Genomic DNA, 24,596 nt, shown 5'->3' on the forward strand with positions numbered 1-24,596 from the left:
CATTAGACCGGAGGACAGCTCCGTCCCTCCCCCTCTTTATTTGTACTCTTTCATAAGTCCTGGGCCTTGCCACTCCACTTAAGATAAAACTTCCTCGTATTCCTTTACGCGCCTATAAAACGTTCGATGCTTCATATCCAACTGTTTCATGGCCAACGTGGCCGTAATCACACCGGATTTCCTTTCTTGATATACCCGAACGAATGCTCCATCAATTTCCAACCTTGGACGTCCGAACTTTACGCCGTCCGCCTTGGCAACCTCAATGCCTTCGGTTTGACGCTGCCGCTTCTTCTTTCTCTCCTGCTCAGCCACGTAAGCCAGCAAGCTAAAAAACTGGTCTTCCACCACTTTTCCAAAATCACCCATTATCCGGAACTTCCGGCTGTCAAACAATGTTTCGTTTTCCAGCACAACGATATCCGCTTGAAGCTCCCGCGTAATGTTTTCCACTCCGAAATGATGCCGTCATAATCGCGACCCAGTCGGTCCAACGCTCCAAGAGCTCACACACAAAAAATGTTCTATGACCAACACATACAAAAAGCTAGGATTGGGATTTCTTGAATCCGAATCTAGCTTTCATAACTCCAATTGCTCAACTAATCTTTATGCGAACACCTTCTTTTAGAGACTGAACGACATTCACAATATCATCGACTGTATTTTCATCGAACAATCCATATACACCTTCATGATGGAGCGAAACAAACGGCTGATCGAGGAGTTTACCTGGTTCCAATATGCCGTTTACCGTCAGATAATCGATGATCATATTGATGAAATTGATTTGGTTTGCGTTCAAATTCGCTCGCTGCAGTAATTCAGCAAATGCATCTTGGGCTGCAGATCGCTCTAGTCCCAGTAGGCTTCGAACAAAGATACCAAACGAATTTTCACTGTCCGAGATAAAGAGCTTATTAAATTGCTCTTTGGTCCCTCCCTGTTCTTTCTCGAGCATTTCCGCAAACGATTCAACGTCCGTCAGCGTAATTTCCCTATTACGCCGAATTCTTTGAATAGCAATGTGATCTTGATGCTTGCGAATATAATCGCTGATATGGCTCTTATAGTCCGTAAAATCACCGAATGAAGGGAGTTCACCATCAAAGTCAATGTCTCTAATCAGCTCATCCTGAAAATCAATATGCACGATCACCTTCTGATCTTTGTCCAGCAGCCGGATCAGTTCACGGATAACCTTACGATAATCATTAAGCTCAATTGCTGAAGTCCTCTCAAAAAAACGGACATCCATGATCGATTTTAGCATCTCAACGTGCTGTGCTACCTGTGGAATCACTCGTTTTTGAAAGATTTTTTTCGCAATTTCCTGTAGTTGATTTTTTTTGAAGTCAGTTCCTGGAATCAGGGTAACCCCAAGTACAGCACGCTGCAGTCTGACATGTAGAAGATCCACCCGTTTTTTATCCTCAGGCTCCATGTCGTACACTAGTTTGGCGAAATCGCTTGTTAACTGGTGCACATCAAGATCTTCAATCCATTCCCAACTTTCCTTTTTTCGAAACTTAAGCAACGTCGGAATATGAGGACGAATGGCAAAATGATGTTCATCCATACTGGTCAGCTGAAGCGTCAGTGTTTCAATCACTTCATGCCGAATAGCATCGTAAGTATCCCCTGATCCGAACAACTCCCTAACCAAGTGAACACGCTCTTGGAAAAGTTGACCCGTGATATGCAGCGGTGTCGGCTTAGGATCTTCCTTTTTACCAAATTTAAAATACTCAACGTTTCCGCATAAATCAAACAGCAGGGCATGTGTTTTATGCTGACCCGGTCCAAACAAGTTCTCGCATAGACGCGTGCCGCGCCCGATCATCTGCCAAAACTTCGTTAAGGATAGCACCGGTTTAAATACCACAAGATTTACAACCTCAGGTACATCAATGCCGGTATCTAGCATATCGACTGATACCGCAATATGCGGATCCTTGTCACTTTGTTTAAAGTTCGAGATCACCGTGCTCACGTATGGAATTCCATAGTGAATCTCCGCAGCGAACTTCCCTTTCAGATGAGGTATCATCGAATCGAAAACTTCCACGATTAGCTCCGCATGGTCTTTGTTACGAGCGAAAATAATCGTCTTTCCTAGCCGGTCCCCGCCCTCAACTTTGATCCCATGTTCCAATACAAGCCCCAAAGCTTTCCGAATGGTATCTCGATTGTACAGAAACTGGTACAACTCTTGAGCTTTGACCTTATCTTCCTTTTTAAGTGGACGGATTTTGGCATCGTATTCGTCTTGCTCCTCGGGTGAAAGTTCCGCACGATCGACCCCTTCGTGGAGGAACTTAAAGAACATCGATACCGGTTTTACCGGGACCAAGTTTTTGTCTTCAATGGCTTGATTGTATTCATAAGCAAATGTCGGAATATTATCCGGTAAATTAAAGAACTTGTAGGTGTCATGGTCCACGTCACTTTTTGGAGTTGCCGTGAGCCCCAAAAGCAACGCATCAAAGTATTGGAACACAAGCCCGAACTTATTGTAAATCGAGCTCAAGCAAGCCCAGCATCGTTTGGTACGTAGAAAAGTAAATTCGAGCTGATGGATCATCTTTATCCTCGATAAGATTGCACGTGGTAGCGCTAGGAAGATGCTTTTTAAACTCCCCACATGCCTGACTCACAAGCTCCTTACGGTCAGCAAGGAACAATACGTTTTTTGCCCATCCTGCTCGTTTAAGGAAGTCTACAAAGGCAATCGCAGTCCGTGTTTTTCCTGTTCCCGTTGCCATGACGAGAAGCGCGTGGCGATGGCTCTTTTCATATGTTTCCGCTACTCTGGTGATCGCCTCAATTTGGTAAATACGTCCTGCTATAAGCGCATTAGGCTTATATTCAGTCGTATTTTTACGCTCAGTTCGCTTTTGAATTAACCACTCGAGATCCGATTTAGAGAAGAACGATGATACCCGACGTTCCGGATAAAACGTATCATCCCACATCCACGTCTGGTATCCGTTGGTATAAAAACATAATCGGACGTTGACCATATTTCTCCTGCAGAAGATCCGCGTATTTTACCGCTTGGTCTTTTCCCTCTTGGGATATTGCGACTATGTGCTGTGGTCAGATACCGGACTTCCGCTTGCCGTAATTGAAGTGAAGAAGACGACGCGAAGCGCTAGTGCCTAAAGTTATTTTATGATGTTTTGGCACGTAAAAACAAGCCCTTTTTCGTCATGCCTAAAAGCATGCTTTTTGACACTCTGACCCTGCTCCGAATAGATAGACACATAGAAAACCTCTATAATATACGTGGAGGGATTTACTATGGGGCAGCGAAAGAAGTTTGACAAGGCATTTAAGGAACAAGTTGTACTACGAATCTTGGCCAATGAATCAACAGTAGGCGACGTGGCCAAGGAACTGGATATTCACCACACCACAGTCCGAGACTGGGTGAGAACGTATAAACGAGATGGAGAAGGTGCATTTCCGGGCAGCGGGAATCTAAAACCTGAAGATGAGGAAATGCGCAAGCTACGGAAGCAGCTCGTAGACTTGAAAGAAGAGAATGAAATCTTAAAAAAGGCGGCGGCCTACTTTGCGAAAAATCTGAAGTAATCACGTTCACATTCATTTATGAACATCGCTTCGAATTTCGGATTGCAAAGATGTGCCAGGTTCTACATGTGTCCAGAAGCGGCTATTATGCTCATATTCGTCGACCAGAAAGCAGACGCAGTATAGCGAACCGAGAGCTATTAAATACGATCAAAGAGATCCACAGCAATAGTCGAAAAATCTACGGTTCGCCGCAGATTACCAAGAACTTACCTTCGGAGCAGAAGGCAAGTCGGGGCCGTGTTGCGCGGTTAATGCAGGCCCATGGCATCCGATCAAAAGTAGTAAAAAAATATAAAGCGACCACAAACTCCAGTCACAATCTGCCGGTTGCAGACAATATTGTGAACCAGAACTTTTCAACGAGCAAACCCAATGAGAAGTGGCTTAGTGACATTACCTACATCGCAACAGCCGAAGGCTGGTTATATCTGGCTGGTGTGTTAGATTTATATGGCCGTAAACTTGTGGGTTGGGCTATGGACAGTCGAATGAAGACGGAACTTGTTTGCGCTGCGTTAAAGCAGGCGATTGGACGGACAGGCGCTTCACAGGGACTCATCGTCCATTCCGATCGGGGTGTACAATACGCCAGTAAGGGCTACCAGCAGCTCCTCAACAAGCATGAATTCGTCTGCAGCATGAGTCGCAAAGGTAATTGCTATGATAATGCTCCGATGGAATCGTTTTGGGGTAAGCTCAAAATGGAATGGCTCAATGACTACACTTTTAAGACGCGTGCTGAGGCTAAAAAGGCTGTATTTGAATATATTGAGCTCTTTTATAACCGCAGGAGAACGCATTCCTCCAACGATTATGTCCCGCCATTCAAGGTCGGGGAAGAACTGTAAGCAGTAGACTAATGGGTGTCACCGAGGCTTTCTCTGTGTCTACTTTATTGGGGCAAGGTCACTCCTCTAAAAAACATAAAATATACAAAACATCCCACTCATCCGGAATTTTGTGACATAATTGATGAAATAAACCCACTGACATTTACTACTTTGCTAGAAATATTTTTGAGGTTGCTGAAAAAAATTGTAGGTCATCTTTGATGCAATTGATAAATATGAGCACTTCATTCTTACTCATATATCGTATAACGGTATATGACATCCAGGATGCTGCATGCCAAATTTCGAACGAGCGAGCTGCGCTTTATAAAATAATTATTGTTAAGTTAAACCAGGATAATAGTTATAGTCACATTCTTTGAAAGTGCGTACTACCAAGTGAATTACATCCATTATAATTTCATTTTTAATATCCACCTCGTCTGTTCCAGCTATTCCATTTACCATTAACTCGACTGCTGTTTTAATTAAATGGTTAGGCTGACCGGAAAGCACACATCCATAACCGACCTTTGTTTGCTTACTTATGATAGTTATTGCAATATGCGTCAGATTTCCAGTGCATATGATGTATGCACCTGATTTAACGCCAATAAATTGTTGATGGTATACAGTGAGCATTTCTAGTCCTGTTGAAAATAAAGTTAAGCCCTGCAATGATTCTGCAAATTCATATAGCTTAGCCCTTATTTCTTTTTCGGTACCCGTTTGTATATAAGTCATTTTCATTTTTCTCTCTCCTTTATATATCAATAAGAAAAACCGTCCGAAGTTCATCGGACGGTCCTCTGTTGGGCAAACCCATACGTTTGTGCGTTGGTGAGGACATAGCTATGGGTTCCAGCCGTTCTTGAAGTTCGTGTTCCTTGAATTTATCGCTTACAGCGGTGGGAACACGACTTCAAAGACGGTCCGTAAACTTTCCACCCCACACCCATGTCCTCTGTCCTTCTTTTGGTTTTACCTTCCACTCTTTTTAGCCCTCAAATCTATCTAGGATCCGGTATTCATAACCGTAAATACCTTTGTAGTACTCAGGATACATAGCTCCACCACAGCTTTCACATGTGAATTGCGGAGGCACTGTGAGATCGCCATGATCCATCCGATCAAATTCTCTTACTACATCAAGCGGTATGTTTTCGCTCTCCGAACAGGTCAGGCATATATACCTCACTGCCTGTTTGAACAGCAGATATTTGCTTACTGGAAATGGCCGTTTTTTCTTTTTGTTGGTTGTCTTCTTGCTTCCCTGTGAGATCTCGAATCATCCTTTCTAAACAGCCTCGCGTCTTCTCGCAAGCTGCATATTTAATCGTTAATTGGCCTGCTTCTAGACAGACTTCTCCCTTGTACTCATAGTAACATTCGCACTTTGGGCAGACTAGTGGGTCTTTTCCCGTTGTTCGTTGAATTCGTTCCCTCCAATTCCTGCGTTTTAGCTGCCTTTGGGCACGGACAATCCATTTTCTTGCTTCTTTTTGCCAGTTTGTCACCAGCGCTTTACTTACCTTTTTCAGTCTTCGCGAATAGACCCCATAATACCGGATGGTTTTAAAGTTTTCATCTGGAATATGGCGTATGACCCTTGCTATGAACTCTTCTACGGTTACTTTTTCCGTCTTCTCTTCCCCACTTGTTTTGTCGGGGTAGCTGAATACAACGTACTCTCCGTCATACGACTGGATTCGTTTTAACGCAAGAGCTGGCCGCTTTATATAACGCCCTATATAGCCTAATTGCTTCTTTATATTTCCTCTTTGCTTCGGTGCATGCACATAGAAACCTTCTCCATTCGCGGAGTAGGCTTGCTGTAATCTGGACTGTACTTGCTTCTTTTCTTCTTCATTCAAGCTTCTTCGAATGAGCTTTAACACCACGGTTTGCCACTGTTTTCTAAGCATTTCAAACGGCACGTAATCATATGTTTTCCATTCTCCGTTTGATTTCATTCCACCCATCGTCACCAGCATATGCACATGGGGGTTGAAATTTAGACGCGAACCAAAGGTATGCAACCCTGCAATGATGCCAGGCGTAATCTTATGTTTCTTTTCAAAATGTTCTTTAATGATCCGTACGGCCTCGTCCATAAATTCTTTCAGCATTTTTCGATGCAACAAAAAGACGCTCCATAGCCCTTCATCGATGGTAAAAACCACGTGACGATGATGGACTTGGAAGACATCTTCCATCAACACGCGGCTCCATTCTTCGGTTTCACCACAGGAGCATGTTGTACAGAAACGGCCTTTGCAGCGGTAGGGCACTCGCCGTATGTCATGGCATCCTTCACAGACTAAAATTTTAAATCCATTTCTCGGATCGCCACAGCCACGGAACTTTTGCACCTCTTTGATGACGTTTGGCCGAATATGCTCTTTATGTTTTTCTACAAATGAGTCCCAATGTCGATGTTTATCGAAAAAGATTTGCTTTAAGATATTAGCGTCCATACCTCTATTTTACCAAAAATTTAAATAAGGGGTAAGCTCCGCTTACCCTAAACATATAAATTCTGGCGTGTAATATAATTAAAAAAAGAGGAACTCACCCGGTAAACTGGTACCCATAGACTGGACACTTAGAAAAGAGGTGTTTAGGCTGTGGGTACCTTTTTGTATACTGGAGTAAGCATCGGAGGGGATTGCATGAGCAAGAAGCGATTTAATGAGGAAGACCGTGAAAACCTATCAAGAAACAAATACGTGATCAGAGTTAGTGATAAAGCGATAACCTATTCGGATGAATTCAAGCAGCTGTTCATTGATCAATATATGACAGGTAAAAACCCGAGAGAAATCTTTGAAGCTAACGAGTTTGATGTAAACGTAATCGGTATGAAGCGTGTAGAGCAGTGTGCAGACCGTTGGAAGAAAGCCTATGAACAAGGCGGAATTATCGGACTAGTCGACTCCCGAAAAGAAGCCTCTGGGCGTCCTCTAAGGCGTGAACTATCACAAGATGAATTCATTGCCAAGCAGGAAGCAAGAATCAGGCTTCTTGAATCGCAAGTAGAACTGTTAAAAAAGCTCGACATGAAAGAAAGGTTGCTGGTAGCAAAAAGAATGAATCTAAGCAAAGATAAGCTATTCGAATTGATTAAGAACGCCGTAGATCAAGGTCTAGGGCGGATGACGCGCTACCTCTGTGAGTTGCTTAATGTTTCCCGCTCGGGTTACTACAGCTACATACAAGCGGCAGGATCGCGCTTAGAGCGAGCCCATTCGGATGCCGAAGCTGGTGAACTGATTAAGAAGGCTTTCCAACGAAGAGGGTACAAAAAGGGCTCTCGCTCCATCAAAATGATCCTTGAGAACGAGTTCGACGTCATTTATAACCTAAAGAAAATCCGCAGGCTTATGAAGAAATTTAACATCATATGTCCGCATAGAAAACCTAACCCATACAAGCGCATGGCCAAGGCCACACTGGAACATCGAACCCTTCCCAACAGCCTGCAGAGGGATTTTAGAAAGGGCATTCCTGGTCTGGCATTGCTTACCGACATCACCTATCTCCCCTATGGCCGCTCAGAGATGGCCTATTTGTCGACCATACTAGATGCCTCCACAGGCGAGGTTTTGTCCCATAACCTATCTAACCGACTCACACTGGAGATTGCAACTGACACGATTGATACACTTGTGAAACAAAGACGCCTGAAGTTACACAAGAATGCTTTCATCCATTCGGATCAGGGAAGCCATTACACGAGTCCGAAATACCAAGAGTTGCTGAAACAGAAAGGGCTAGGCCAGTCCATGTCTAGGCGTGGGAATTGTTGGGACAATGCTCCGCAGGAATCGTTTTTCGGCCATATGAAGGACCATGTAGACAGCCGCAGTTGCACATCTTTAAAAGAGCTGCAACGTGAAATCGACCGTTATATTCGCTATTACAACAACCACAGATATCAATGGGGATTAAAAAAGATGACCCCTGTGCAATACGAGGCCACTGAAAAAGTCCAAACTCTACAAACAGGATACTTTAACCTTATTTATGAGGAAGGGTATCCTGTTTTCCTGTATAATAAAAGATTTCAGGCGGTGTCTCGGATGATCTCAAACCAACAAACTCTTATCCTCAGTCCATATATGGCCATTTATGATATCGTAGTGCCTAAAGATAATATGTTACGTCAAATTAATGACCTCGTAGATTTTTCGTTTGTCCATGAAGAATTACAGAATAACTATTGCCTCGACAATGGTCGCAATGCCGCGCCTCCCATTCGAATGTTCAAATATTTATTATTGAAATCAATCTTTGATTTATCAGATGTGGATATCGTAGAACGTTCTAAGTATGACATGTCCCTCAAATACTTCCTAGATATGGCGCCAGAAGACGAGGTCATCAATCCTAGTTCACTAACGAAGTTTCGTAAACTTCGCCTGAAAGATGTAAACCTGCTGGACATGCTCATTCAAAAAACAGTGGAAATCGCATTGGAAAAAGAAATCATCAAGAGCCGGGCTATTATTGTGGATGCTACCCACACGAAAGCACGCTTCAATCAACAATCACCCAAAGAGATTTTGATGGAAAAATCTAAACTGCTACGAAAAGTCGTATATCAAATTGATGAAACAATGAAAGATAAATTCCCGCCAAAAACAACGTCGAACGAATTGGCCGATGAATTGAACTATTGCCAAAAAGTCATTGATGCCGTGGAAAAAGAAGAAACAATCCGCGAATATCCAAAGGTGAAAGAGAAACTGAACCACCTGAAAGAAATCTTAGAAGATCACCAGGAGCACCTTCAACTCTCGAATGATCCAGATGCACGTGTGGGTCACAAAACTGCTGACTCCTCTTTCTTTGGCTATAAAACACATATTGCAATGAACGAAGAACGTATTATTACAGCTGTTGTAATTACAACTGGCGAAAAAACGGATGGGAAACAGCTCCAAACACTGATAGAGAAAAGCCGTGAAACAGGAATGAAAATTGACATAGTGATTGGGGATACAGCCTATTCAGAAAAGGATAATATTCAGTATGCTAATCGAAACGAGTTACAGTTAGTGGCTAAGTTAAATCCTAATATTACACATGGCATTCGAAAAAAGGAAGAAGAATTCGAGTACAATAAAGATGCTGGAATGTACGTATGTAAAGCAGGACATATGGCGATCCGCAAAGCGCGAACAGGGAAGAAAGGTATCAATGACAACCAAAAAGATACCTATATGTTTGATATTGAAAAATGCAAAATATGCCCGATGAGGAAAGGGTGTTATCAAGAAGGTGCGAAAAGTAAAACGTATTCTGTAACCATAAAATCAACAGAGCATAAAGAACAAGAAGCATTTCAAAACAGCGATGATTTCAAAGAGAAATCGAAAGAGCGGTATAAAATCGAGGCAAAAAATAGTGAACTCAAACATAGACACGGGTATGATGTGGCATCTTCCTCGGGTCTAATTGGTATGCAATTACAAGGTGCCATGGCGATATTTTCTGTTAATCTCAAACGAATCATTACCCTCATGAAAGAATCGAAGTAAAAGAATAAAGAGAAAGGCGACATTCCGCTCTAATTTGAACGAAATGTCGCCTTTTTGATTTGAAAGATGTCTTGAACTAATTAACAACGCAAGTTTTTCAGTGGCCTCGTGCAATACAGAAATCATCTCTTGTTTGCTGCCTAAATGTTCAAAACCACTCTTTTTTTAAGTGTCCTTGACAAAGGGTCCAGATTAACCGGAACTGTTAACTTCCGGTGGTCTACTTTTCCATAAATTCTTCTGATTGGCCAACAAAGGTGCTTGGCACTTCATGACTGTCACCAAGTGCCAGAGGTACCGCAATTACATATATAATTGTTTGGTCACCGGATATCACCAAATTCAGAGTTCACGCTACTCGGGGTAGCACCAGCGTAGCTGTCATTATCTTAACTTATAAAGTGGAAGTCCTTATTTATCAAGGGCTTCCACTTTGTTAATATGTATTCAATGTAAAGTGATCGTAATCTGTTCCTATAACAGTAAGAATCGGATTTTTTTCAGTAAATCCAGTATTCTTTTTCTTGATGTAATAGGTCTTTTCTATAGTGGAACTAGTATCCAGCCTATGAACTATTTTCGTATGTCGGCTGTTCCCGAATTAGTCTATACGTGATACTCACTATTTTACTTTGGCGGCATATTTCAACTTCCTTTGGTCGTGGAATATTAATTTTATTTAGTTCGATTATGATTATTGCCAATTTGCGTAAGCCGTATATATTTAGGCGTTCATCTTCCGAGTGATGTTCTAGGTGGTTACTTGGCAAGCGGATATTGGCTTGCATCCTCCATTTGGTATTTTCAGCGATAGGATCCTTTATCGAGTATACAAGTCCCTGTAATTGAAACGCGGATTGCACCATTATGTTTTCATTAAACCATTCAGGTGTCTTTTTTTAAGCTCTTGTATAGAGATGGCTAGAACTTTGGGGGTGAGAGCATCGGACTTCACCTTCAGTCTAGTTTTCCCTTTCGGATGAATGGTATAAAGAAGTACTTTCAAATATAAGCTTGTTACGTAGGAAAACCATCCGCGCGGCAAGTTCGTTAACGTAAATCCAAGCTGGTTAGCCCCGCGATGGATCATGGTGATTCCATAGATAGCTTTAATATTGCTGTAATGAACATCATTCGATATCTTTACCGTGTGGGGTAAAACCTCTTTTACAGACCGAATTATTTGCACTGCAAGGTGAACTATGGAATGGGAGCCGATGGCCATACGAAATAACATTTCATTATTGAAATGCAGTTCAATGACGCGATCTCCGCTTACTATTTTTTCTCCATCAGATAATAAAATAGTCTTTCCATGGTAAGGACGCACTCTGTAAAACAGTAAAGGATTTTCCGGATCAACAGGTTTCACTCCAAACAAAACATGAAACAACTTATCCCATTTAAACCACAAGTATACGAAAATACGTTTTTTCATACTTAATTTCACGTAGTCGAATCGTTCATCAAGCGACATCCTTTCATCAACTCTTAGAAATGAGTATCCTTTAGACAAAGTCTTAACTATAAATTCATGCAGCGCCTCCAACATGAATGTCGGAGCATCATGATTGGCTCCCAAGGTTTGGCCGCTGTCATGAAGAACGATAATAGCGCCATCTCCCAGCTTAGAAAGCAGCTTTCGTTTGATTCTACGCTTGCCGCCATAGCTTCTCCAATCCCCAACAATAATGGACCAAAGGATGACTCGAAAGCGCTTCATCAACAAGAAATCAAATACATTGATAATCCCCCAGGGCGGGCGGTAATAAACTGGTTTTTCCCCAATAATACTCTCGATAACGTTGACAGAATGGTTCAACTGTAATCTTACTTTCTGTGGGGTCATCAAAGCGTTTGCCCAATGCACATAGTTATGAAGGCCTACAAGATGTCCTTCCTCATGCATTCGAGCAATAAGCTTAGGATATTTCTCCGCCTTCGAACCAAGAACAAAAAAGGTTGCCCTTATCTTATGCTGCTTTAATAAATCCAGTAAGAGAGGTGTATACTGGGGATCTGGACCGTCGTCAAAGGTCAAGGCAATTCCGCGTCCGGCTGTCCCCTTTTTATAAACACCGATACCGAATAAACGGACAACGAGGGTTGGAATTATCGTATAAACGCAAAAGATGCCGATAATGAACAAGAATGCACGATTCATACCCCCATCCTCCTCAACAAAAGCGACATGCTAGCTCTTTTTCCCCTTCAGGGAACACCCTACCATGTAATACACTGCGATCAATACCAACAAAGCTGCACTCACCCAAAAGCAGTTCTTTCGTTAATCAATATCGGCGATCCATCACCTAGAACAGGACCAATAATCACACCAATACCTTCCACGCTTGAATACAGCCCCCACCCCATTCCGGCTGCAAGCAAAATGTCTTGCCAGAGCGTGGAAGCATACGTCAAGCCATACAGCATTATTGCGAATGCGTGGTTTTTTTTGTTTATCCTTCATGTTATCCCCTATTCATGCAGGCTTAATGTTGCAAAGATGGAATTAACGGCTTCGAACTATTATTCATGATATGATCCGACCGGGATTGCCAAATCACCTCGCCCGCATCGAAAGCGGCACACTTTTTTTGAACCTGTCGGATTCTTTCTCTCATCGACTTCAGCATTTCCGGTTCTTGCATGGTCTCGGTAATGACTCTTACTAAATCCTGGGCCGTCTCTACTTGAAAAGCGGCTCCCGACTGCATTAAAAATTGGGTGTTATCCTCCTCCTGACCGGGTAGAGGGTTAAAAACGATCATCGGCAATTCCATAGCCAAAGCCTCGGAGATCGTCAGTCCTCCGGGCTTACTGACCATAACATCAGAAACGGCCATGAGCTCATGTACATACTCTACAAATCCCTTGATATGAACCGAATGCTTGGACAAGGAACATATTTCCTCAAGATGTTGTTTTAATTTTTGATTATGTCCGCATATAACAATCCATTGAATGGTCACCGGCAAAGCTTCAAAGGCTTTTGCAAGCGTCGCGCTGTCCCTAATGATGCCGCAACCTCCACCCATTAAAAGCAAAGTTGGTAGTTGCGGATCCAATCCGTGTTTCTTGATTAGAGCTATGCGGTCATAGCCTTCCATAAATTCTGATCGTATAGGAATACCGGTTATAGTGATCCGATTGTGCGGAATATCATATTTTAATAATCCTTGCTTCACCGTTTCCGATCCTACAATGTAACGATTTGTAAAGGGGTATACCCAATAGCTGTGATCGGTATGATCGGTAATAACGGTGGTTGTCGGGACATTCGTAAGCCCGTTCGATTTCAATATGGACATAGCCCCCGCCGCAAGCGGAAAGGTGGACACCACGACAGAGGGATTTAACGTTTGAATCAGCTTCAATAATCGTCGCATTCCCATGCGATTGAATTTTTTCAGCAATAATGAAAGGTTGTTGAGGGTCCTTGTTTTATTGTAAACAAATCCGTACACATCAGGAAAATTTTTGATCCCTTGAACAAACAAATAACGAATTATCGGATGCGTGTACGGATGAACTAACTGCATGAAGTCCATAAGAAAGATGTTGGCACTGGGATGGTTCTTTGATAATGAATCGTGAATGGCTCTAGCTGCCTGTTGATGTCCATCCCCATAATTACTATAAAGAATTAGGACTTTTTCATTAGGCATTATAGTGAACCTCCATTTTCTATCTAGAATCAGTTTCATGATATTTAAGTGACCGTGTAGGAAGAAGATTTTCAGAAGAACAAAGCATAAAGGTCACCTCTTTAACCTGGAATTCGGTTTTTATTTGCCGAATGGAATCTCACTATCATTAGATTGTCTGCGGGAATACCATAATATGCTGAAGTTGGAAGATACACAATTTTAAAATTTGGGAACAGCTTTCTTGAATGGTTTTATCCAATGCACCGCAAAATAATGATTGTTCAAGACCTTTGAACATATCCTTATAAAAACCTTGATTTTCCAAAGGTATTTTATGGAGTTTTTTCTAAAATGACAGCTCCAGTACGCTACTCCTGTTCTTCTTTCACCCATCCTCGATCAATTTACTCCACCAATCCTAATGAAATGTAGTCATGAATGCTTACAACCCCGTCTATTGGTAAATGATTTGCTTTTTCGTATGCCTTAAGGGCTTGTTCGGTAAGTGATTCAAACCGCCCATTGCATTTTCCTTTATAAAAACCTGCGCTCTTTAAGCGGCTCTGGATTAATTGTACATCGCCGCCACTATCTCCCTTGGCGAGACGTCGGGGGTCCCAAAGCGGTTCCCTAAGGACATGTCCGAGAATTGTTACTTTTGCTCCGACATTAACCAAATCATATATTTCTTCAATGTGCCGATTTAACATCCGAATACAGCCATGACTTGCGTCTTGTCCAATGGAATGAGGTTTATTGGTACCATGAATGCCGTAAGTTCCCCAAGGCACGTTAAGACCGATCCACCGGGTTCCAAATCCTGATCCCCAATTTTTATATTTATTGATTACTTTGAAGTCTCCGACAGGAGACGGAGTTTCTGGTGTTCCTGATGCTATCGGGTATTTTTTATAAGGAACTTGATCGATCAGTATAGTCAATTCATTTTTCAAGGGATTAATCTGAATAGAAACCTCTCTCTGCGGTTCTTTTTTATCTGGTGCTCGTGAGCATCTACGTTTGTTATGTGCAAAATAAGAAGAAACAAAGTTATAAAAGTTATCCGGCTGTACTTCTTCATCTTCCCTTGCTCCTTGCAAAATCTAATTTTCAACAGTAATTGATTTCCGATGTTTAAGCAACTCTGATACCGTAACAAATTTATAACCTCTTTCTCTTAATTCAGGAAGGATTTGTTTCAAAGCATCAATAGTTTGTGTTTTTCCTTCAACATAGCCATGGAACAGGATAAATGTCTCCATTTCGGGCATTTTTCAATATTTTATTAATGATTTTGCTCAATCGGGTGTATCCCAATTCTCCGTATCTTGATGCCATGACCACATCACCACTTGATACCTGGATTTTTTTGTAGCATCGACAAGATTTTCCCCGTAATACCCACCCGGAGGGCGAAATAGATTCGGTTTTTCTCCCGTAACATTTAAAATCATTTGTTCCGCTTTTAGAATTTCATCTTCGATTCTATCCACTGGCATTTTCTTGTTGAAATACCTATGGCTATATGTATGATTTGCAATTTCATGACCTTCGATAATTTCCCTTTTAATTAAATCTGGATATTCTTCAACACGCTTACCAATGACAAAAAATGTCGCTTTAGCTTCATATATCCTTAAAAATTTTAGAATTTCCGGGGTATCCGTAGGACCATCATCAAAAGTTAAAGCAATTATCTTTTCGTCTGTTGGCATCACGATAATTGGATAGCAAAATATTCGCAATATAACCCCTCCAATCCAAACCAGTAAGTATATAATCCCCCTATTTTTGAACCATTATTCTGCTTTAATTTTCCTGTATTTGTTTTCCCTATTTAAGCAAAAAATGAGTTCGAATAATAATTTGGAGGAAATCAAAATGTACAAAACTCGTACGTATTTTTTAATCATTATTACGTTGTTTGTTTCTTTCATTTCATTTGATCAGAACGTACATGCGAATAGCATGAATAAAGCCATATTAGCTATAAGATCTTCCGATGATTCGGAAATGGAAACCCAGCTTATGATTATGAACAATAAAACCATTGATGATATTGCTCAAACAGAAGTTCGCAAACCTGTTCAAGCTATTCCTGTTTCAGATACTTATTTAACCCTAATAAATAACAATGCAAATTCAACCTTTATGGTGGATCGGAAAGGTAATTTGTTTGATGAAAAGACGGATGAAATGATTGAAATCAATGAACGAATTAAAACGGAACTTGTGAGGTATATCGAACATTTGCGCTTGAAACATTTTGGAAAAATGATTGAATGGGAAAAAGCTTCAGATCTGATACGAAGAAAGCTACATTTAAAGTCATCGATATGGAAACAGGGTTTGTGTTTAACGTGCAAAGAAGAGCCGGTAAGAATCACGCTGATGTACAGCCCTTAACAAAAGAAGATACAGCCGTTATGAAGCAAATTTATAACGGAAAATGGAGTTGGAAGCGAAAGGCTATATTGGTGCAAACTGAAAATCAACTCCTTGGCCGCATCTATGCATGGTATGCCTCATGGTGGAGATGGCATTCCGAATAATGGTTTCTCAGGACATTTCTGCATCCATTTTTTGGGGAGCTCCACTCATGTTTCAGGCAGCGTAGATCCTGAACATCAGTTAATGGTACGAAAAGCTGCCGGAAAAATCGGTGAGTATTTGGATAACGCATCGCCATTTGATATTGTTGATACATTTTTACTTGCCTTAAACCATAAGGAATCGCAAATCATCAAAATGAGCTTTACACATGCAAAACATAATCAGATTGAATATTTTCTTCAAGAGAAAGACCGAATCACAGGAATTAAAAAAAAATCGAATTATGACAAAAAGGATACTTCTGGTTTATTGACTTTGGATATCCCGATTGAATCAAGCATTTATCGAAAAGGTCAGCATGAAGAACGAATCACCATTACATTTAAAATGAAAAGAACATCGGTGAAGGAACCCTGGAAAATTGATTTCATTGAAATGATTTCATGACAGAGGTGAAACATGAAAAAAAGATTTTCTTTTGCATTGTTGCTTTGACTGTTTTGTTGCCGAACATAAAATCAGCTGCAGAAAACGATCTATATTTCGTTCAAAATGTCGCTATTGTGATTGATGATTTTGGAAGTGACATGGAGGGCATAGAAGAAATGATGATTTTGCTCTTTCAGATTACAGTTGCCGTTATGCCCTTATTACCATCAATGAAGAGGGATGCGGATGGGCTCACCATATGGGGCATGATGTGATTGTCCAACGCCTATTAGGCCTTGCTCATCCCTATTTTAGCTATCCTCGAATGATGACGGCCGTGGCACACGCTTTTATTACCTGTCAGCGATCCAGGATCTGTTTAATAACGAGATTGTGGCTTGACAATTATCCGAACGTAACAATATTCAACTTGTGCTGGATACGATTGATCAGTGGACAAGAAAAAGAGACGTCTCTGAAGCCGTGCTCCATTCGGATCAAGGCTTCCAATACACGTCTCAGGTATACAACAAACGATTGGAAGCATTCAGCGTCAAAGGCAGCCACTTTCGCAAAGCAACCTGCCTGGAAAGCGCCACCTGTATCGAATCCTTCTTTTCGCATCTCGTAAGTCAGAATCCGAAATTCATCAAGCAATTAAGGAATACATCTACATTTACAATTACCAGCGGTTTCAAGCAAAACTCAAACAGCGCGGCCCGATTGAGTATCGGCACGCTTCTGGCTGCTTGGTTTTTTTCTTTTGTCTACTTGACAGGGGTATGACCATTCCTGTGGTTTTTTTGTAATTACTCCTTATCAATTGGATTTTTTATTTTGTCAGTGTATAAATCAAAATACAATTTACTATCCGTACCCTTTACCGCATAGCAAACCTCTGACAAAGTTAACTTTCTTTTTTTCAATTCGTTATGTATCCAACTATCGCTTATTTGATTTTGTTCTAAATTTCCTTTCACCACTACCCCGTCCATAATAAGTTCTACTGGAAATGTCGTTTTCGATTGAATTTGTCCGGTAAATTTAGGTATGTCCTTAATAAGAACCTGTCTGAATTCAGGTTTTTTTAATACGGATACTCTTCCGTTTAATTCTAGAACAGCAAATTCGACTTCCTGAATATCAAATATGTCTTTCTCCCTTAATTCTTGAATTAACGTATCTAATGTTAGGCGCTGCTTCTTTAAATTGTTTTCAAGAATTTTTCCGTTTTCAATGAGTACCGTTGGTTTACCTGATAACCATTTCCGTGATTTCCTGCTCTTTAACGATATTATTGTTACCAGATATGCAATTCCGCTGAATAGCAATAAGGAGACTACAATGCTCCAATGATTTAACTTTGTGTTAAAAGCCAAATTTCCTGTGATCGCTCCTAACGTAATTGCAGCAACAAAATCATGATAAGTCATTTGAAAAATGGTCTGTTTGCCTAACATCCTGGTAATGATCATAATTAGGATAAATGCTGCTAATGTTCTCAATAAAACTTCAAATAACCCGTTCATGAGTGACCACCCTGCTCTTTTTTCTCCAAGCAATCCATGCAAGTATGCCCATTGAAATCATTCCTCCAATTAGAGCAAGTCCCATATCTTTCTGAGTGTCAAATACGTCTCCTTGCAGTCCAACATATTTCTCGCCAGCAGCCTGCCCCCCTGCCAGAATAGCGGCTAACATTTCAATGATTTCAAATGTTGAGCTAAAGCTGAGAGCGATCGCCACAGGAATAGTGTAAGACCAGAAACGATGCTGCACTGCTACCCGAATTAATATCTCCCGGAAAACATAAGTCCAAAAAAGTCCGAACGTAAAGTGAACGATACAATCATAGAAGCTTCTTTGAGTGTGAAACGAGGACTTCAACCACATGTCAAATGGAGTTTTTTCGTATGAATAATGTCCTGCATAAGTATGAAGGCAAAGAAAGATAAATATCAATAAGTATAAGTATGACAAATTGGAAAAAGCGAATTTTTTATAAGATAAAGCAAGGGCTATAATAGTCCCAACAGGAAGTAAATTTTCTATAAGCCATTGCATGCGGTCAATCGGTGAAATAGCCAAAATACCCCAAAATATAGCAAATGTAACGATAAGCAAATGCAACAATTTATTTTGTGAAAACGGAATGTTGTGATTCATTAGCAAATTCGTTCTGTCTTGCGTAGCTCGAATCATATAAAAATCTTACTCCTTTTCGCATATTAGTTGTAATTGTTTTAGATTCGTAGTTAGTATGTGTAAAATACTTCCTTTAATACCTTGTCCAAGTTGATTTCGTTTATTAACGTAACATGGATTGACAATTGAATATACAGTTAAGCTGCCGTAAAAATAAATCCCCACCCGCATTTCGGACATACTATTGCATGAACAGATTACCGCAACCACAACAAAGTAAAAGATCCGGAAGAACAAGAAAAACGTATTAAGTACCTTGATCTCGTTGCTAATGCAGTTATTTTACAGAATGTAGTTGATATGACAGGAATACTTAGAAATTTAGCAAGTGAAGGAACAGAGTTTACCTTGTGTACTATGAATAGTATGGAATTTGCTAGTATAGATAATGTCAGCTAACGCTGGTACTTACTACCCCTTGTTGCTTGTTCCTCTATACTCTAGGACAAGTCTTAATCCCATTAGACAAATCACAAGCCACGCTCCTCCTGCTGCAAATCCAGCTAAAACGTCACTTGGATAATGAACACCAAGATAAATGCGGCTGATACCGATCATCAAAATCAGGGCAATTGAGATTAAAGTAATGATCACTTTTGGTAAACTGGAAACTAAAAACATATAAAATAACATCCCCAGCATTCCATAGAAAATAAAAGAAACCATGGAGTGTCCGCTTGGGAAACTATACCCGGTTTCTTCAATTAATCGATGTAGTGTGGGTCTCTGGCGATGGAACACCCATTTAAGCAATTGGTTGAAAAGCGCCCCTCCACTTATGGCAATGACCAAAAATAATGCTTCCCATCGTTTCTTTTGCCAAATCATCAACGCAACCGAAATGATTAGAAACAGAATCAGTGCGGTTGTGGATCCGAGAACGGTAAAAATCTTCATGATGGTTGTAAGCTGTGGGTAAATAAGCCCCTGTACCCAATTGATAATATTTTGATCAAATTTGTTTAATTCGTGTTCGATTAATTCGTCTGCAAACCGGTCGAATATGAAAACGAAAAAGAATAGTATCAAAGCGGATTTAAGCAAATATCTTTTTGTAGGCAAACCCATTCGGTGCCATTTCATTTGCGTGCGCCTAAATTTAAAATAAGAAACAGCCCCTAATATCAATAGAATAACAGCAGCAAAGACATAAAATCCGTATCGATGGATATACTCTTCGACTATAAACCACCGTTCCCCCAATTCATGCCCCAGGCTTATGAACGTAATACTCCACAAAAATGCTCCGCTGTAGGCAAATATCATAAATTTCCGAAGGTCCATGTGCGATATTCCCGCTAAGTAGGCAGTGATATGTCGAACTCCCGGAATAAAATAACCTACGATGAGCATAACGTTTCCGTATTTTTTAAAAAGATTTTGTGTGTATTCAATTCTCCCTTGGGTGATATGTATTTTGGGTCCGAATTTTTTTAGGAATGGTAATCCCAATTTTAAACCGATGGCATAACTGATTGAAATTCCTGTAACTGCGCCTAAAAAGGCACTAACCAAAGCAAGCAGATACATCATTTTTCCCTGAAACACATTGTATCCTACGTAGGTTAATAGCACTTCGTCCGGCACAGGCAATCCCACAATACCAAGAGCTAAAGCAGAAAAATACCTATATAACCATAACGGGTAATAAGCCAACCTAGATGAGCCATCAATATCCCTCTACTTTCAATAATAAACTTTTGTATAAAATTAACATTCCCTAATTAAAAATGAAACATACGTTGCATTTTTATATTACGAATGGTAATCTGAAATCATCAAATAGAACAAGGGGGGCTAGCATTCTTTGAATAAGGACTATTCATGGATTGTTTTCTCTTATAAAGCACCTAATGAACCATCCACCATTCGAGTGCGAGTTTGGCGCACATTGAAAGCGCTTGGGGTCGTTTATATTCAGCAGTCCGTTTGTGTTGCCCCAGATACTGTGGAAGTAAAAAAGAAAATACAATCCATAAAAAAACTCATTGAATCAAATGAAGGCGAATCGCTGTTTCTTGAGATAAATAAATTTACGGCAGAAACAGAAGAACAGCTTTTTGAGCTTTTTAATAAGCAGCGAATAGCGGAGTATGAAGAATTATTGGAAGGCTGTAAAAACTTTTTAAATGAAATAGAGACAGAAACAAGGAAAGGAAAGTTTACCTACCATGAAGTTGAAGAGAATGAAGCGGAGTTTGGCAAACTGAAAAGATGGCATAAAAAAATCATGAAAAGAGATTTTTTCTCTTGTCCAAATTCAGTACATGCAAAACAAATGTTAGATGAATGCGAACAAAAATTTGGCGAATTTATAGAAAGTGTTTATGCTTCGGAAGGTAATGTTGAAGGGGAAATTACAAAAGATTAATTCGAAAGTATCGGAGGTAATTATGGGAGAAGCGAAGGCGCTGGAAAGAGCGAAGAATAAGGTATGGGAGATAAAACGGAACATTTTTGTATTATATCTTGCTTATAAAGACCCGAGAGTACCGTGGTATGCGAAGCTATTTACGATTTTGGTTGTTGCGTACGCTTTTAGCCCTATAGATTTAATTCCTGATTTTATTCCTGTCTTAGGATATCTTGATGATTTAATTATCGTTCCCCTTGGAATAACGATTGCGCTTAAAATGATTCCTGCATCAGTTATTGAAGATTGCAGGATAAAAGCGGAGGAACTTCGTAAGAACGGAAAGCCGAAAAATTGGGTAACAGGTACATTATTCATTATTATTTGGATTTTATTAGCGATTTGGATTGGGAACGTCTGCTATAAATTTTTCACATAAGGTTTGTTTGTCCAAAAGAGATAAATATGTTCCCTATTCCTGCAAAGCGCGTCTTTGCCATTGCATTACCAGCGATTGGTGAAGCTTATTTACAAAGCCTTCTGGGCGTGGTTGACTCATTTTTTGTAGCGAGGCTCGGACTACTTGCCATAAATGCCGTTGGAGTGACCAATATTTATAGCTTGACGTTTATTGGTGTCTTCACTGCTGTTTCAACCGCAATATCGGTTTATTTATCCCGAGCCATTGGCGCTAAAAATATGGTACAAGGACGTTCTGCTGTTTGGCATGGTTTCGTGGTTGCTTTTGTTATAGGTTGTTTGTTCTCAATGGGGTCAGTTATTTTTGCTGTACCCCTTTTGCACGTAATGGGGGCCTATGGAGAACTACAAAAAACAGCTTTACCTTATTTTCGTATTGTGTTGGGTATTTCCCCGCTGATAGCATTATTCACTGCTCAATCGGCAGCATTTCGCGCCACAGGAGATACAAGAACGCCCCTTAAAGTTGGACTAGAGATGAATGTGATTCACGTTATTTTTGACTACGTGTTGATTTTTGGAGTTGGATTTATCCCTGGCTTTGGCTTAGCAGGTGCAGCGTGGGCAATGGTGCTTGCACGTTTGTATGCGTCTTTACGTTTGTGGTGGAAGTCAAGGAACGTTGAAGCAATCTCGTTACTTAAAGAAGACTTTAGAATACGGGCATCATTCTTGTTGAACATGATGAAATTCGCTATTCCTGTATCCGTGGAACGATTATCAATGAGACTTGGACAAGTTGTATACTTTGGTCTAATTGTAAGAATGGGTGTTGATGTATATGCCGCACATAATATTGCAGGCACATTGACTGTATTCGCTTCAACCATTGGTTCAGGTTTTGCTATTGCAGCCAGCGTAACTATAGGACAGGCAATCGGAAGTAAGAATGATTCTGATGTACAATCCTACAGACGATGGAGCTATATCCAATCTGCTGTTTCCATGACGTTGATAACTGCCCTGATTTGTATCTTCTCACCTTGGATTGGTTCATTGTTTACGGATAACAGTTATGTGATTCACTTGTTGCTTATTGTCCTTGCTATTGACACGCTATCACAACCGTTTTTAGCATCAGCTTTAGTGGACACTTCAGCCATCCAAGCAGGAGGAAACAGCAAATATCCTATGATTGTGACAACTATAGGTATCTGGGGAGTTCGTACACTTGGCGTTTATATCTTTGCTTGGAAATTGGGCTTAGGTCTTCCCGCTGTTTGGGCAAGTATCGCCGCTGATAACGCACTGAGGGCGGTTTTGTTTATGAGATATCGGAAGAGACAAAAATTAATTCATATGCTCCCTAAATGATCTAACGGGTAGATACTTTAAATTGAAAGCCACTTGGCAAGTGGCTTTTTCATCGATAACTGTCATGACGCTGGTATTACCTCAAGTGCCAACTTACAATCTATACCTGTCCAAGAGACACACATTTTATTTCTCTCACTTGTTCCAATCGTAAATCATTGGTTATAAATAATTCAGCTTCAGCAGCGATCGCACTAGCTACAATTAATGCATCTGGAGTTTTTAAGCCATATATCCCACGTAAATATGCAGCACGTTCCGCTATGGAATTATCAATAGGTATAATACTTAGGTTCGGAAAATGAGTAAAAAGAAGTTTATATTGCTTTTCCAGATTCAAGTTACCCTCTCGAATGGGTTTGACCAAAATTTCTGTTAGGGAAACCGCAGAGGCTACTGCCGAAATCACTCCATTTTCCACTTCTTCTAAAATCGCTTTGGCTTTCTCACCAAATTCGAGATGCTGCTCAAAAACATAAATGAACATGTTGGTGTCTAACGCTATTTTTTTAATACCTGTATAAAAGTTGGATGTTACCATTCGTCACGCTCCTTGCGAATGTAATCATCCGTCGATTCTTGCTCCCATATATTTTTACCAAGTCCCCATAATTTGTCTGAGAAAGATTTTGGTTTGGGCATAACAATAATTTCTTGTCGCAACTCATCGTACTGCCATAGTAATGAATCGCCAATATTTAGCTTTGCCCTTGTTCTGATTTCTTCTGGTATTGTTATCTGATACCTTGTGCGTATTTCACTTTCAGATTTAATGACATGTTCCATTTAAATCATCTCCTATTTATTCTCTTGTTTAAATAAATATATCATACGCAATTAAAATTTGTCTAACAAAAGTGATTTTTATCGCAACCCAAAATAAGGAAACCCCAATCACACACAATAGCATTGTGTGTGATTGGGGAAATGGCGTAAACCCGTGCCAGTATTGGGTTTTTGAGTATTTCTTTATTCTAAAAAAAGTGTGCCGTTGTTTCAATCACACATAATGTATGATAATATATATTTATGTATTTTATAGAAAGGGTGAAAGCTTTATGGAATTTGTACAACCGATTCGAGACAAAAAACAGATCGATGCAATGAAAAAGATTTTGAAAGCGACAAGTGTTCGTGACTTTTGTTTGTTTACGTTAGGAATTAATTGTGGACTTCGGATTAGTGATCTACTTAACTTACTTGTACGTGATGTGATTGACGAGAAAGGGAAGGTTTTGGATCGTATTTCTATCCGCGAACAAAAAACGGGTAAAACAAAAGATTTTCCAATTAGCGAAATCGCTGCAAAAGCTATCAAGGAGTATTTGGTAGAGCGAGGAAGTTACAATCAACACGAACCATTATTTCTGTCTCGTAAAGCAACGAACGGACTGGCATCGCTTCAAAGATGGCAAGCGTATACTGTCATCAATGCAGCAGCGCGAGCAATTGGGATCAAAGACAAGATTGGGACTCATACACTCCGGAAGACTTTTGGATATCATGCGTTTCAACAAAGTGTGGATATTACGATCATTCAAAAGTTGTTAAATCATTCGTCGCCTCGAGTTACGTTAGCTTATATCGGTATAACTCAAGATGAACTTGATAATGTCGTGCTTAACTTGAATTTATAAAG

General features: G+C 40.3%; 26 protein-coding genes and 3 pseudogenes. 13 read left to right on the forward strand and 16 right to left on the reverse strand.

What is annotated here, in order from left to right:
* Positions 1-78 precede the first annotated feature (78 nt).
* The 3 genes and pseudogenes from G9U52_RS35335 to G9U52_RS35345 form a co-directional block, all read right to left on the reverse strand.
* Positions 79-503, reverse strand: a pseudogene (locus G9U52_RS35335) (recombinase family protein); the annotation flags it as partial.
* Positions 504-598: 95 nt separating this feature from the next.
* A complete protein-coding gene (locus tag G9U52_RS35340; RefSeq protein ID WP_166157043.1) occupies positions 599-2,530 on the reverse strand; it encodes a type I restriction-modification enzyme R subunit C-terminal domain-containing protein in 1,932 nt (643 codons plus the stop codon).
* Complete coding sequence (locus tag G9U52_RS35345) at positions 2,511-3,023, reverse strand: DEAD/DEAH box helicase family protein (protein ID WP_166157046.1); 513 nt, start codon at positions 3,021-3,023, stop codon at positions 2,511-2,513. The genes G9U52_RS35340 and G9U52_RS35345 overlap by 20 nt, the downstream gene beginning before the upstream one ends.
* A gap of 280 nt (positions 3,024-3,303) precedes the next feature.
* On the opposite strand from G9U52_RS35345, the gene G9U52_RS35350 reads away from it, so the two are divergent.
* Positions 3,304-4,448 (forward strand): IS3 family transposase gene (locus G9U52_RS35350; RefSeq protein ID WP_279538804.1). Its coding sequence is split into 2 segments (ribosomal slippage): positions 3,304-3,568 and positions 3,568-4,448, totalling 1,146 coding nucleotides; the frame shifts between segments, so codons are not numbered across the junction.
* 324 nt (positions 4,449-4,772) lie between these two features.
* Here G9U52_RS35350 and G9U52_RS35355 read toward each other — a convergent pair.
* Both G9U52_RS35355 and G9U52_RS35360 read right to left on the reverse strand, forming a co-directional pair.
* Positions 4,773-5,180: a hypothetical protein gene (locus tag G9U52_RS35355; protein WP_166157049.1), complete on the reverse strand. Its 408-nt coding sequence runs from the start codon at positions 5,178-5,180 to the stop codon at positions 4,773-4,775.
* Between the two features lie 398 nt (positions 5,181-5,578).
* Entirely contained in the window at positions 5,579-6,907 is a 1,329-nt protein-coding gene (locus tag G9U52_RS35360) for an IS91 family transposase (protein ID WP_166157052.1), read from the reverse strand.
* A 195-nt stretch (positions 6,908-7,102) separates the two neighbouring features.
* On the opposite strand from G9U52_RS35360, the pseudogene G9U52_RS35365 reads away from it, so the two are divergent.
* From G9U52_RS35365 to G9U52_RS40540, 3 genes and pseudogenes are all read left to right on the forward strand, one after another.
* Positions 7,103-8,404 (forward strand): annotated as a pseudogene (locus G9U52_RS35365) (IS3 family transposase); the annotation flags it as partial.
* 108 nt (positions 8,405-8,512) lie between these two features.
* Positions 8,513-9,973 carry an IS1182 family transposase gene (locus G9U52_RS35370; RefSeq protein ID WP_166157133.1) on the forward strand — a complete coding sequence of 487 codons (1,461 nt, stop codon included), beginning with the start codon at positions 8,513-8,515 and terminating at the stop codon, positions 9,971-9,973.
* A 697-nt stretch (positions 9,974-10,670) separates the two neighbouring features.
* Complete coding sequence (locus tag G9U52_RS40540) at positions 10,671-10,787, forward strand: phosphatase PAP2 family protein (RefSeq protein WP_243767752.1); 117 nt, start codon at positions 10,671-10,673, stop codon at positions 10,785-10,787.
* Between the two features lie 51 nt (positions 10,788-10,838).
* On the opposite strand, the gene G9U52_RS35380 is transcribed toward G9U52_RS40540, so the two are convergent.
* The 6 genes from G9U52_RS35380 to G9U52_RS35395 all read right to left on the reverse strand — a co-directional run bounded on the left by G9U52_RS35380 (position 10,839) and on the right by G9U52_RS35395 (position 15,338).
* Positions 10,839-12,137, reverse strand: coding sequence for a polysaccharide deacetylase family protein (locus G9U52_RS35380; protein WP_166157055.1), 1,299 nt, complete (start codon positions 12,135-12,137; stop codon positions 10,839-10,841).
* 101 nt (positions 12,138-12,238) lie between these two features.
* Positions 12,239-12,406: a hypothetical protein gene (locus G9U52_RS39565; protein ID WP_207953410.1), complete on the reverse strand. Its 168-nt coding sequence runs from the start codon at positions 12,404-12,406 to the stop codon at positions 12,239-12,241.
* 59 nt (positions 12,407-12,465) lie between these two features.
* Complete coding sequence (locus G9U52_RS35385; protein WP_166157058.1) at positions 12,466-13,641, reverse strand: MGDG synthase family glycosyltransferase; 1,176 nt, start codon at positions 13,639-13,641, stop codon at positions 12,466-12,468.
* Between the two features lie 386 nt (positions 13,642-14,027).
* The gene (locus G9U52_RS35390) at positions 14,028-14,723 is read right to left on the reverse strand and encodes a L,D-transpeptidase family protein (RefSeq protein ID WP_166157061.1); all 696 of its coding nucleotides are present in this window, start codon (positions 14,721-14,723) and stop codon (positions 14,028-14,030) included.
* Between the two features lie 3 nt (positions 14,724-14,726).
* On the reverse strand, positions 14,727-14,894 hold the full coding sequence (locus tag G9U52_RS40545; protein ID WP_243767753.1) for a hypothetical protein: 168 nt from the start codon (positions 14,892-14,894) through the stop codon (positions 14,727-14,729).
* 27 nt (positions 14,895-14,921) lie between these two features.
* Complete coding sequence (locus tag G9U52_RS35395; protein WP_243767757.1) at positions 14,922-15,338, reverse strand: polysaccharide deacetylase family protein; 417 nt, start codon at positions 15,336-15,338, stop codon at positions 14,922-14,924.
* 166 nt (positions 15,339-15,504) lie between these two features.
* On the opposite strand from G9U52_RS35395, the gene G9U52_RS35400 reads away from it, so the two are divergent.
* The 4 genes from G9U52_RS35400 (at position 15,505) to G9U52_RS41990 (ending at position 17,414) form a co-directional block, all read left to right on the forward strand.
* The gene (locus G9U52_RS35400; protein WP_166157064.1) at positions 15,505-16,029 is read left to right on the forward strand and encodes a hypothetical protein; all 525 of its coding nucleotides are present in this window, start codon (positions 15,505-15,507) and stop codon (positions 16,027-16,029) included.
* 93 nt (positions 16,030-16,122) lie between these two features.
* Positions 16,123-16,623 carry a hypothetical protein gene (locus G9U52_RS35405; protein ID WP_166157067.1) on the forward strand — a complete coding sequence of 167 codons (501 nt, stop codon included), beginning with the start codon at positions 16,123-16,125 and terminating at the stop codon, positions 16,621-16,623.
* Positions 16,620-16,880: a divergent polysaccharide deacetylase family protein gene (locus tag G9U52_RS35410; protein WP_166157070.1), complete on the forward strand. Its 261-nt coding sequence runs from the start codon at positions 16,620-16,622 to the stop codon at positions 16,878-16,880. Before G9U52_RS35405 ends, G9U52_RS35410 begins: the two co-directional genes overlap by 4 nt.
* 399 nt (positions 16,881-17,279) lie before the next feature.
* On the forward strand, positions 17,280-17,414 hold the full coding sequence (locus tag G9U52_RS41990) for a hypothetical protein (RefSeq protein WP_375790317.1): 135 nt from the start codon (positions 17,280-17,282) through the stop codon (positions 17,412-17,414).
* On the opposite strand, the gene G9U52_RS35420 is transcribed toward G9U52_RS41990, so the two are convergent.
* Together G9U52_RS35420 and G9U52_RS35425 are read right to left on the reverse strand one after the other, a co-directional pair.
* Positions 17,415-18,134: a DUF421 domain-containing protein gene (locus G9U52_RS35420; RefSeq protein WP_166157073.1), complete on the reverse strand. Its 720-nt coding sequence runs from the start codon at positions 18,132-18,134 to the stop codon at positions 17,415-17,417.
* The gene (locus G9U52_RS35425; RefSeq protein ID WP_243767755.1) at positions 18,118-18,807 is read right to left on the reverse strand and encodes a DUF2238 domain-containing protein; all 690 of its coding nucleotides are present in this window, start codon (positions 18,805-18,807) and stop codon (positions 18,118-18,120) included. The genes G9U52_RS35420 and G9U52_RS35425 overlap by 17 nt, the downstream gene beginning before the upstream one ends.
* A gap of 225 nt (positions 18,808-19,032) precedes the next feature.
* Between G9U52_RS35425 and G9U52_RS40555 the strand changes: the two are divergent.
* Positions 19,033-19,209 (forward strand): annotated as a pseudogene (locus G9U52_RS40555) (Tn3 family transposase); the annotation flags it as partial.
* A 12-nt stretch (positions 19,210-19,221) separates the two neighbouring features.
* Here the strand turns inward: G9U52_RS40555 and G9U52_RS40560 are convergent.
* Complete coding sequence (locus G9U52_RS40560) at positions 19,222-20,466, reverse strand: bifunctional DedA family/phosphatase PAP2 family protein (RefSeq protein ID WP_243767756.1); 1,245 nt, start codon at positions 20,464-20,466, stop codon at positions 19,222-19,224.
* Between the two features lie 151 nt (positions 20,467-20,617).
* On the opposite strand from G9U52_RS40560, the gene G9U52_RS35445 reads away from it, so the two are divergent.
* Genes G9U52_RS35445 through G9U52_RS35455 form a run of 3 tightly spaced genes read left to right on the forward strand, consistent with a single transcriptional unit; the run spans position 20,618 to position 22,957 of the window.
* Positions 20,618-21,181 (forward strand): Chromate resistance protein ChrB, encoded by a 564-nt coding sequence (locus tag G9U52_RS35445; protein WP_166157076.1) that lies wholly within the window; start codon positions 20,618-20,620, stop codon positions 21,179-21,181.
* A 22-nt stretch (positions 21,182-21,203) separates the two neighbouring features.
* The gene (locus G9U52_RS35450; protein WP_166157079.1) at positions 21,204-21,602 is read left to right on the forward strand and encodes a YkvA family protein; all 399 of its coding nucleotides are present in this window, start codon (positions 21,204-21,206) and stop codon (positions 21,600-21,602) included.
* Positions 21,603-21,628: 26 nt separating this feature from the next.
* A complete protein-coding gene (locus G9U52_RS35455) occupies positions 21,629-22,957 on the forward strand; it encodes an MATE family efflux transporter (protein ID WP_166157082.1) in 1,329 nt (442 codons plus the stop codon).
* Positions 22,958-23,057: 100 nt separating this feature from the next.
* Here the strand turns inward: G9U52_RS35455 and G9U52_RS35460 are convergent, their stop codons facing one another.
* Positions 23,058-23,498: a type II toxin-antitoxin system VapC family toxin gene (locus tag G9U52_RS35460; RefSeq protein WP_166157085.1), complete on the reverse strand. Its 441-nt coding sequence runs from the start codon at positions 23,496-23,498 to the stop codon at positions 23,058-23,060.
* Positions 23,492-23,743: an AbrB/MazE/SpoVT family DNA-binding domain-containing protein gene (locus G9U52_RS35465; protein WP_166157088.1), complete on the reverse strand. Its 252-nt coding sequence runs from the start codon at positions 23,741-23,743 to the stop codon at positions 23,492-23,494. The genes G9U52_RS35460 and G9U52_RS35465 overlap by 7 nt, the downstream gene beginning before the upstream one ends.
* A 272-nt stretch (positions 23,744-24,015) precedes the next feature.
* On the opposite strand from G9U52_RS35465, the gene G9U52_RS35470 reads away from it, so the two are divergent.
* A complete protein-coding gene (locus G9U52_RS35470; protein WP_166157091.1) occupies positions 24,016-24,594 on the forward strand; it encodes a site-specific integrase in 579 nt (192 codons plus the stop codon).
* Positions 24,595-24,596: the final 2 nt, after the last annotated feature.

The sequence above is a fragment of the Paenibacillus agricola genome, assembly GCF_011440305.1.
GTDB classification, from domain to species: domain Bacteria; phylum Bacillota; class Bacilli; order Paenibacillales; family NBRC-103111; genus Paenibacillus_S; species Paenibacillus_S agricola.

Coding starts and splice junctions, on each gene's coding strand:
- G9U52_RS35420 (WP_166157073.1), bottom strand. CDS start 18,134: ATGAACGGGTTATTTGAAGTTTTATTGAGAACATTAGCAGCATTTATC.
- G9U52_RS35395 (WP_243767757.1), bottom strand. CDS start 15,338: ATGCCAACAGACGAAAAGATAATTGCTTTAACTTTTGATGATGGTCCT.
- G9U52_RS40545 (WP_243767753.1), bottom strand. CDS start 14,894: ATGCCCGAAATGGAGACATTTATCCTGTTCCATGGCTATGTTGAAGGA.
- G9U52_RS35380 (WP_166157055.1), bottom strand. CDS start 12,137: ATGAATCGTGCATTCTTGTTCATTATCGGCATCTTTTGCGTTTATACG.
- G9U52_RS35465 (WP_166157088.1), bottom strand. CDS start 23,743: ATGGAACATGTCATTAAATCTGAAAGTGAAATACGCACAAGGTATCAG.
- G9U52_RS35460 (WP_166157085.1), bottom strand. CDS start 23,498: ATGGTAACATCCAACTTTTATACAGGTATTAAAAAAATAGCGTTAGAC.
- G9U52_RS35355 (WP_166157049.1), bottom strand. CDS start 5,180: ATGAAAATGACTTATATACAAACGGGTACCGAAAAAGAAATAAGGGCT.
- G9U52_RS35410 (WP_166157070.1), top strand. CDS start 16,620: ATGACAGAGGTGAAACATGAAAAAAAGATTTTCTTTTGCATTGTTGCT.
- G9U52_RS39565 (WP_207953410.1), bottom strand. CDS start 12,406: ATGCTGTATGGCTTGACGTATGCTTCCACGCTCTGGCAAGACATTTTG.
- G9U52_RS35455 (WP_166157082.1), top strand. CDS start 21,629: ATGTTCCCTATTCCTGCAAAGCGCGTCTTTGCCATTGCATTACCAGCG.
- G9U52_RS35370 (WP_166157133.1), top strand. CDS start 8,513: ATGATCTCAAACCAACAAACTCTTATCCTCAGTCCATATATGGCCATT.
- G9U52_RS35425 (WP_243767755.1), bottom strand. CDS start 18,807: ATGATTCGAGCTACGCAAGACAGAACGAATTTGCTAATGAATCACAAC.
- G9U52_RS35345 (WP_166157046.1), bottom strand. CDS start 3,023: ATGGTCAACGTCCGATTATGTTTTTATACCAACGGATACCAGACGTGG.
- G9U52_RS35470 (WP_166157091.1), top strand. CDS start 24,016: ATGGAATTTGTACAACCGATTCGAGACAAAAAACAGATCGATGCAATG.
- G9U52_RS35450 (WP_166157079.1), top strand. CDS start 21,204: ATGGGAGAAGCGAAGGCGCTGGAAAGAGCGAAGAATAAGGTATGGGAG.
- G9U52_RS35360 (WP_166157052.1), bottom strand. CDS start 6,907: ATGGACGCTAATATCTTAAAGCAAATCTTTTTCGATAAACATCGACAT.
- G9U52_RS35385 (WP_166157058.1), bottom strand. CDS start 13,641: ATGCCTAATGAAAAAGTCCTAATTCTTTATAGTAATTATGGGGATGGA.
- G9U52_RS35400 (WP_166157064.1), top strand. CDS start 15,505: ATGTACAAAACTCGTACGTATTTTTTAATCATTATTACGTTGTTTGTT.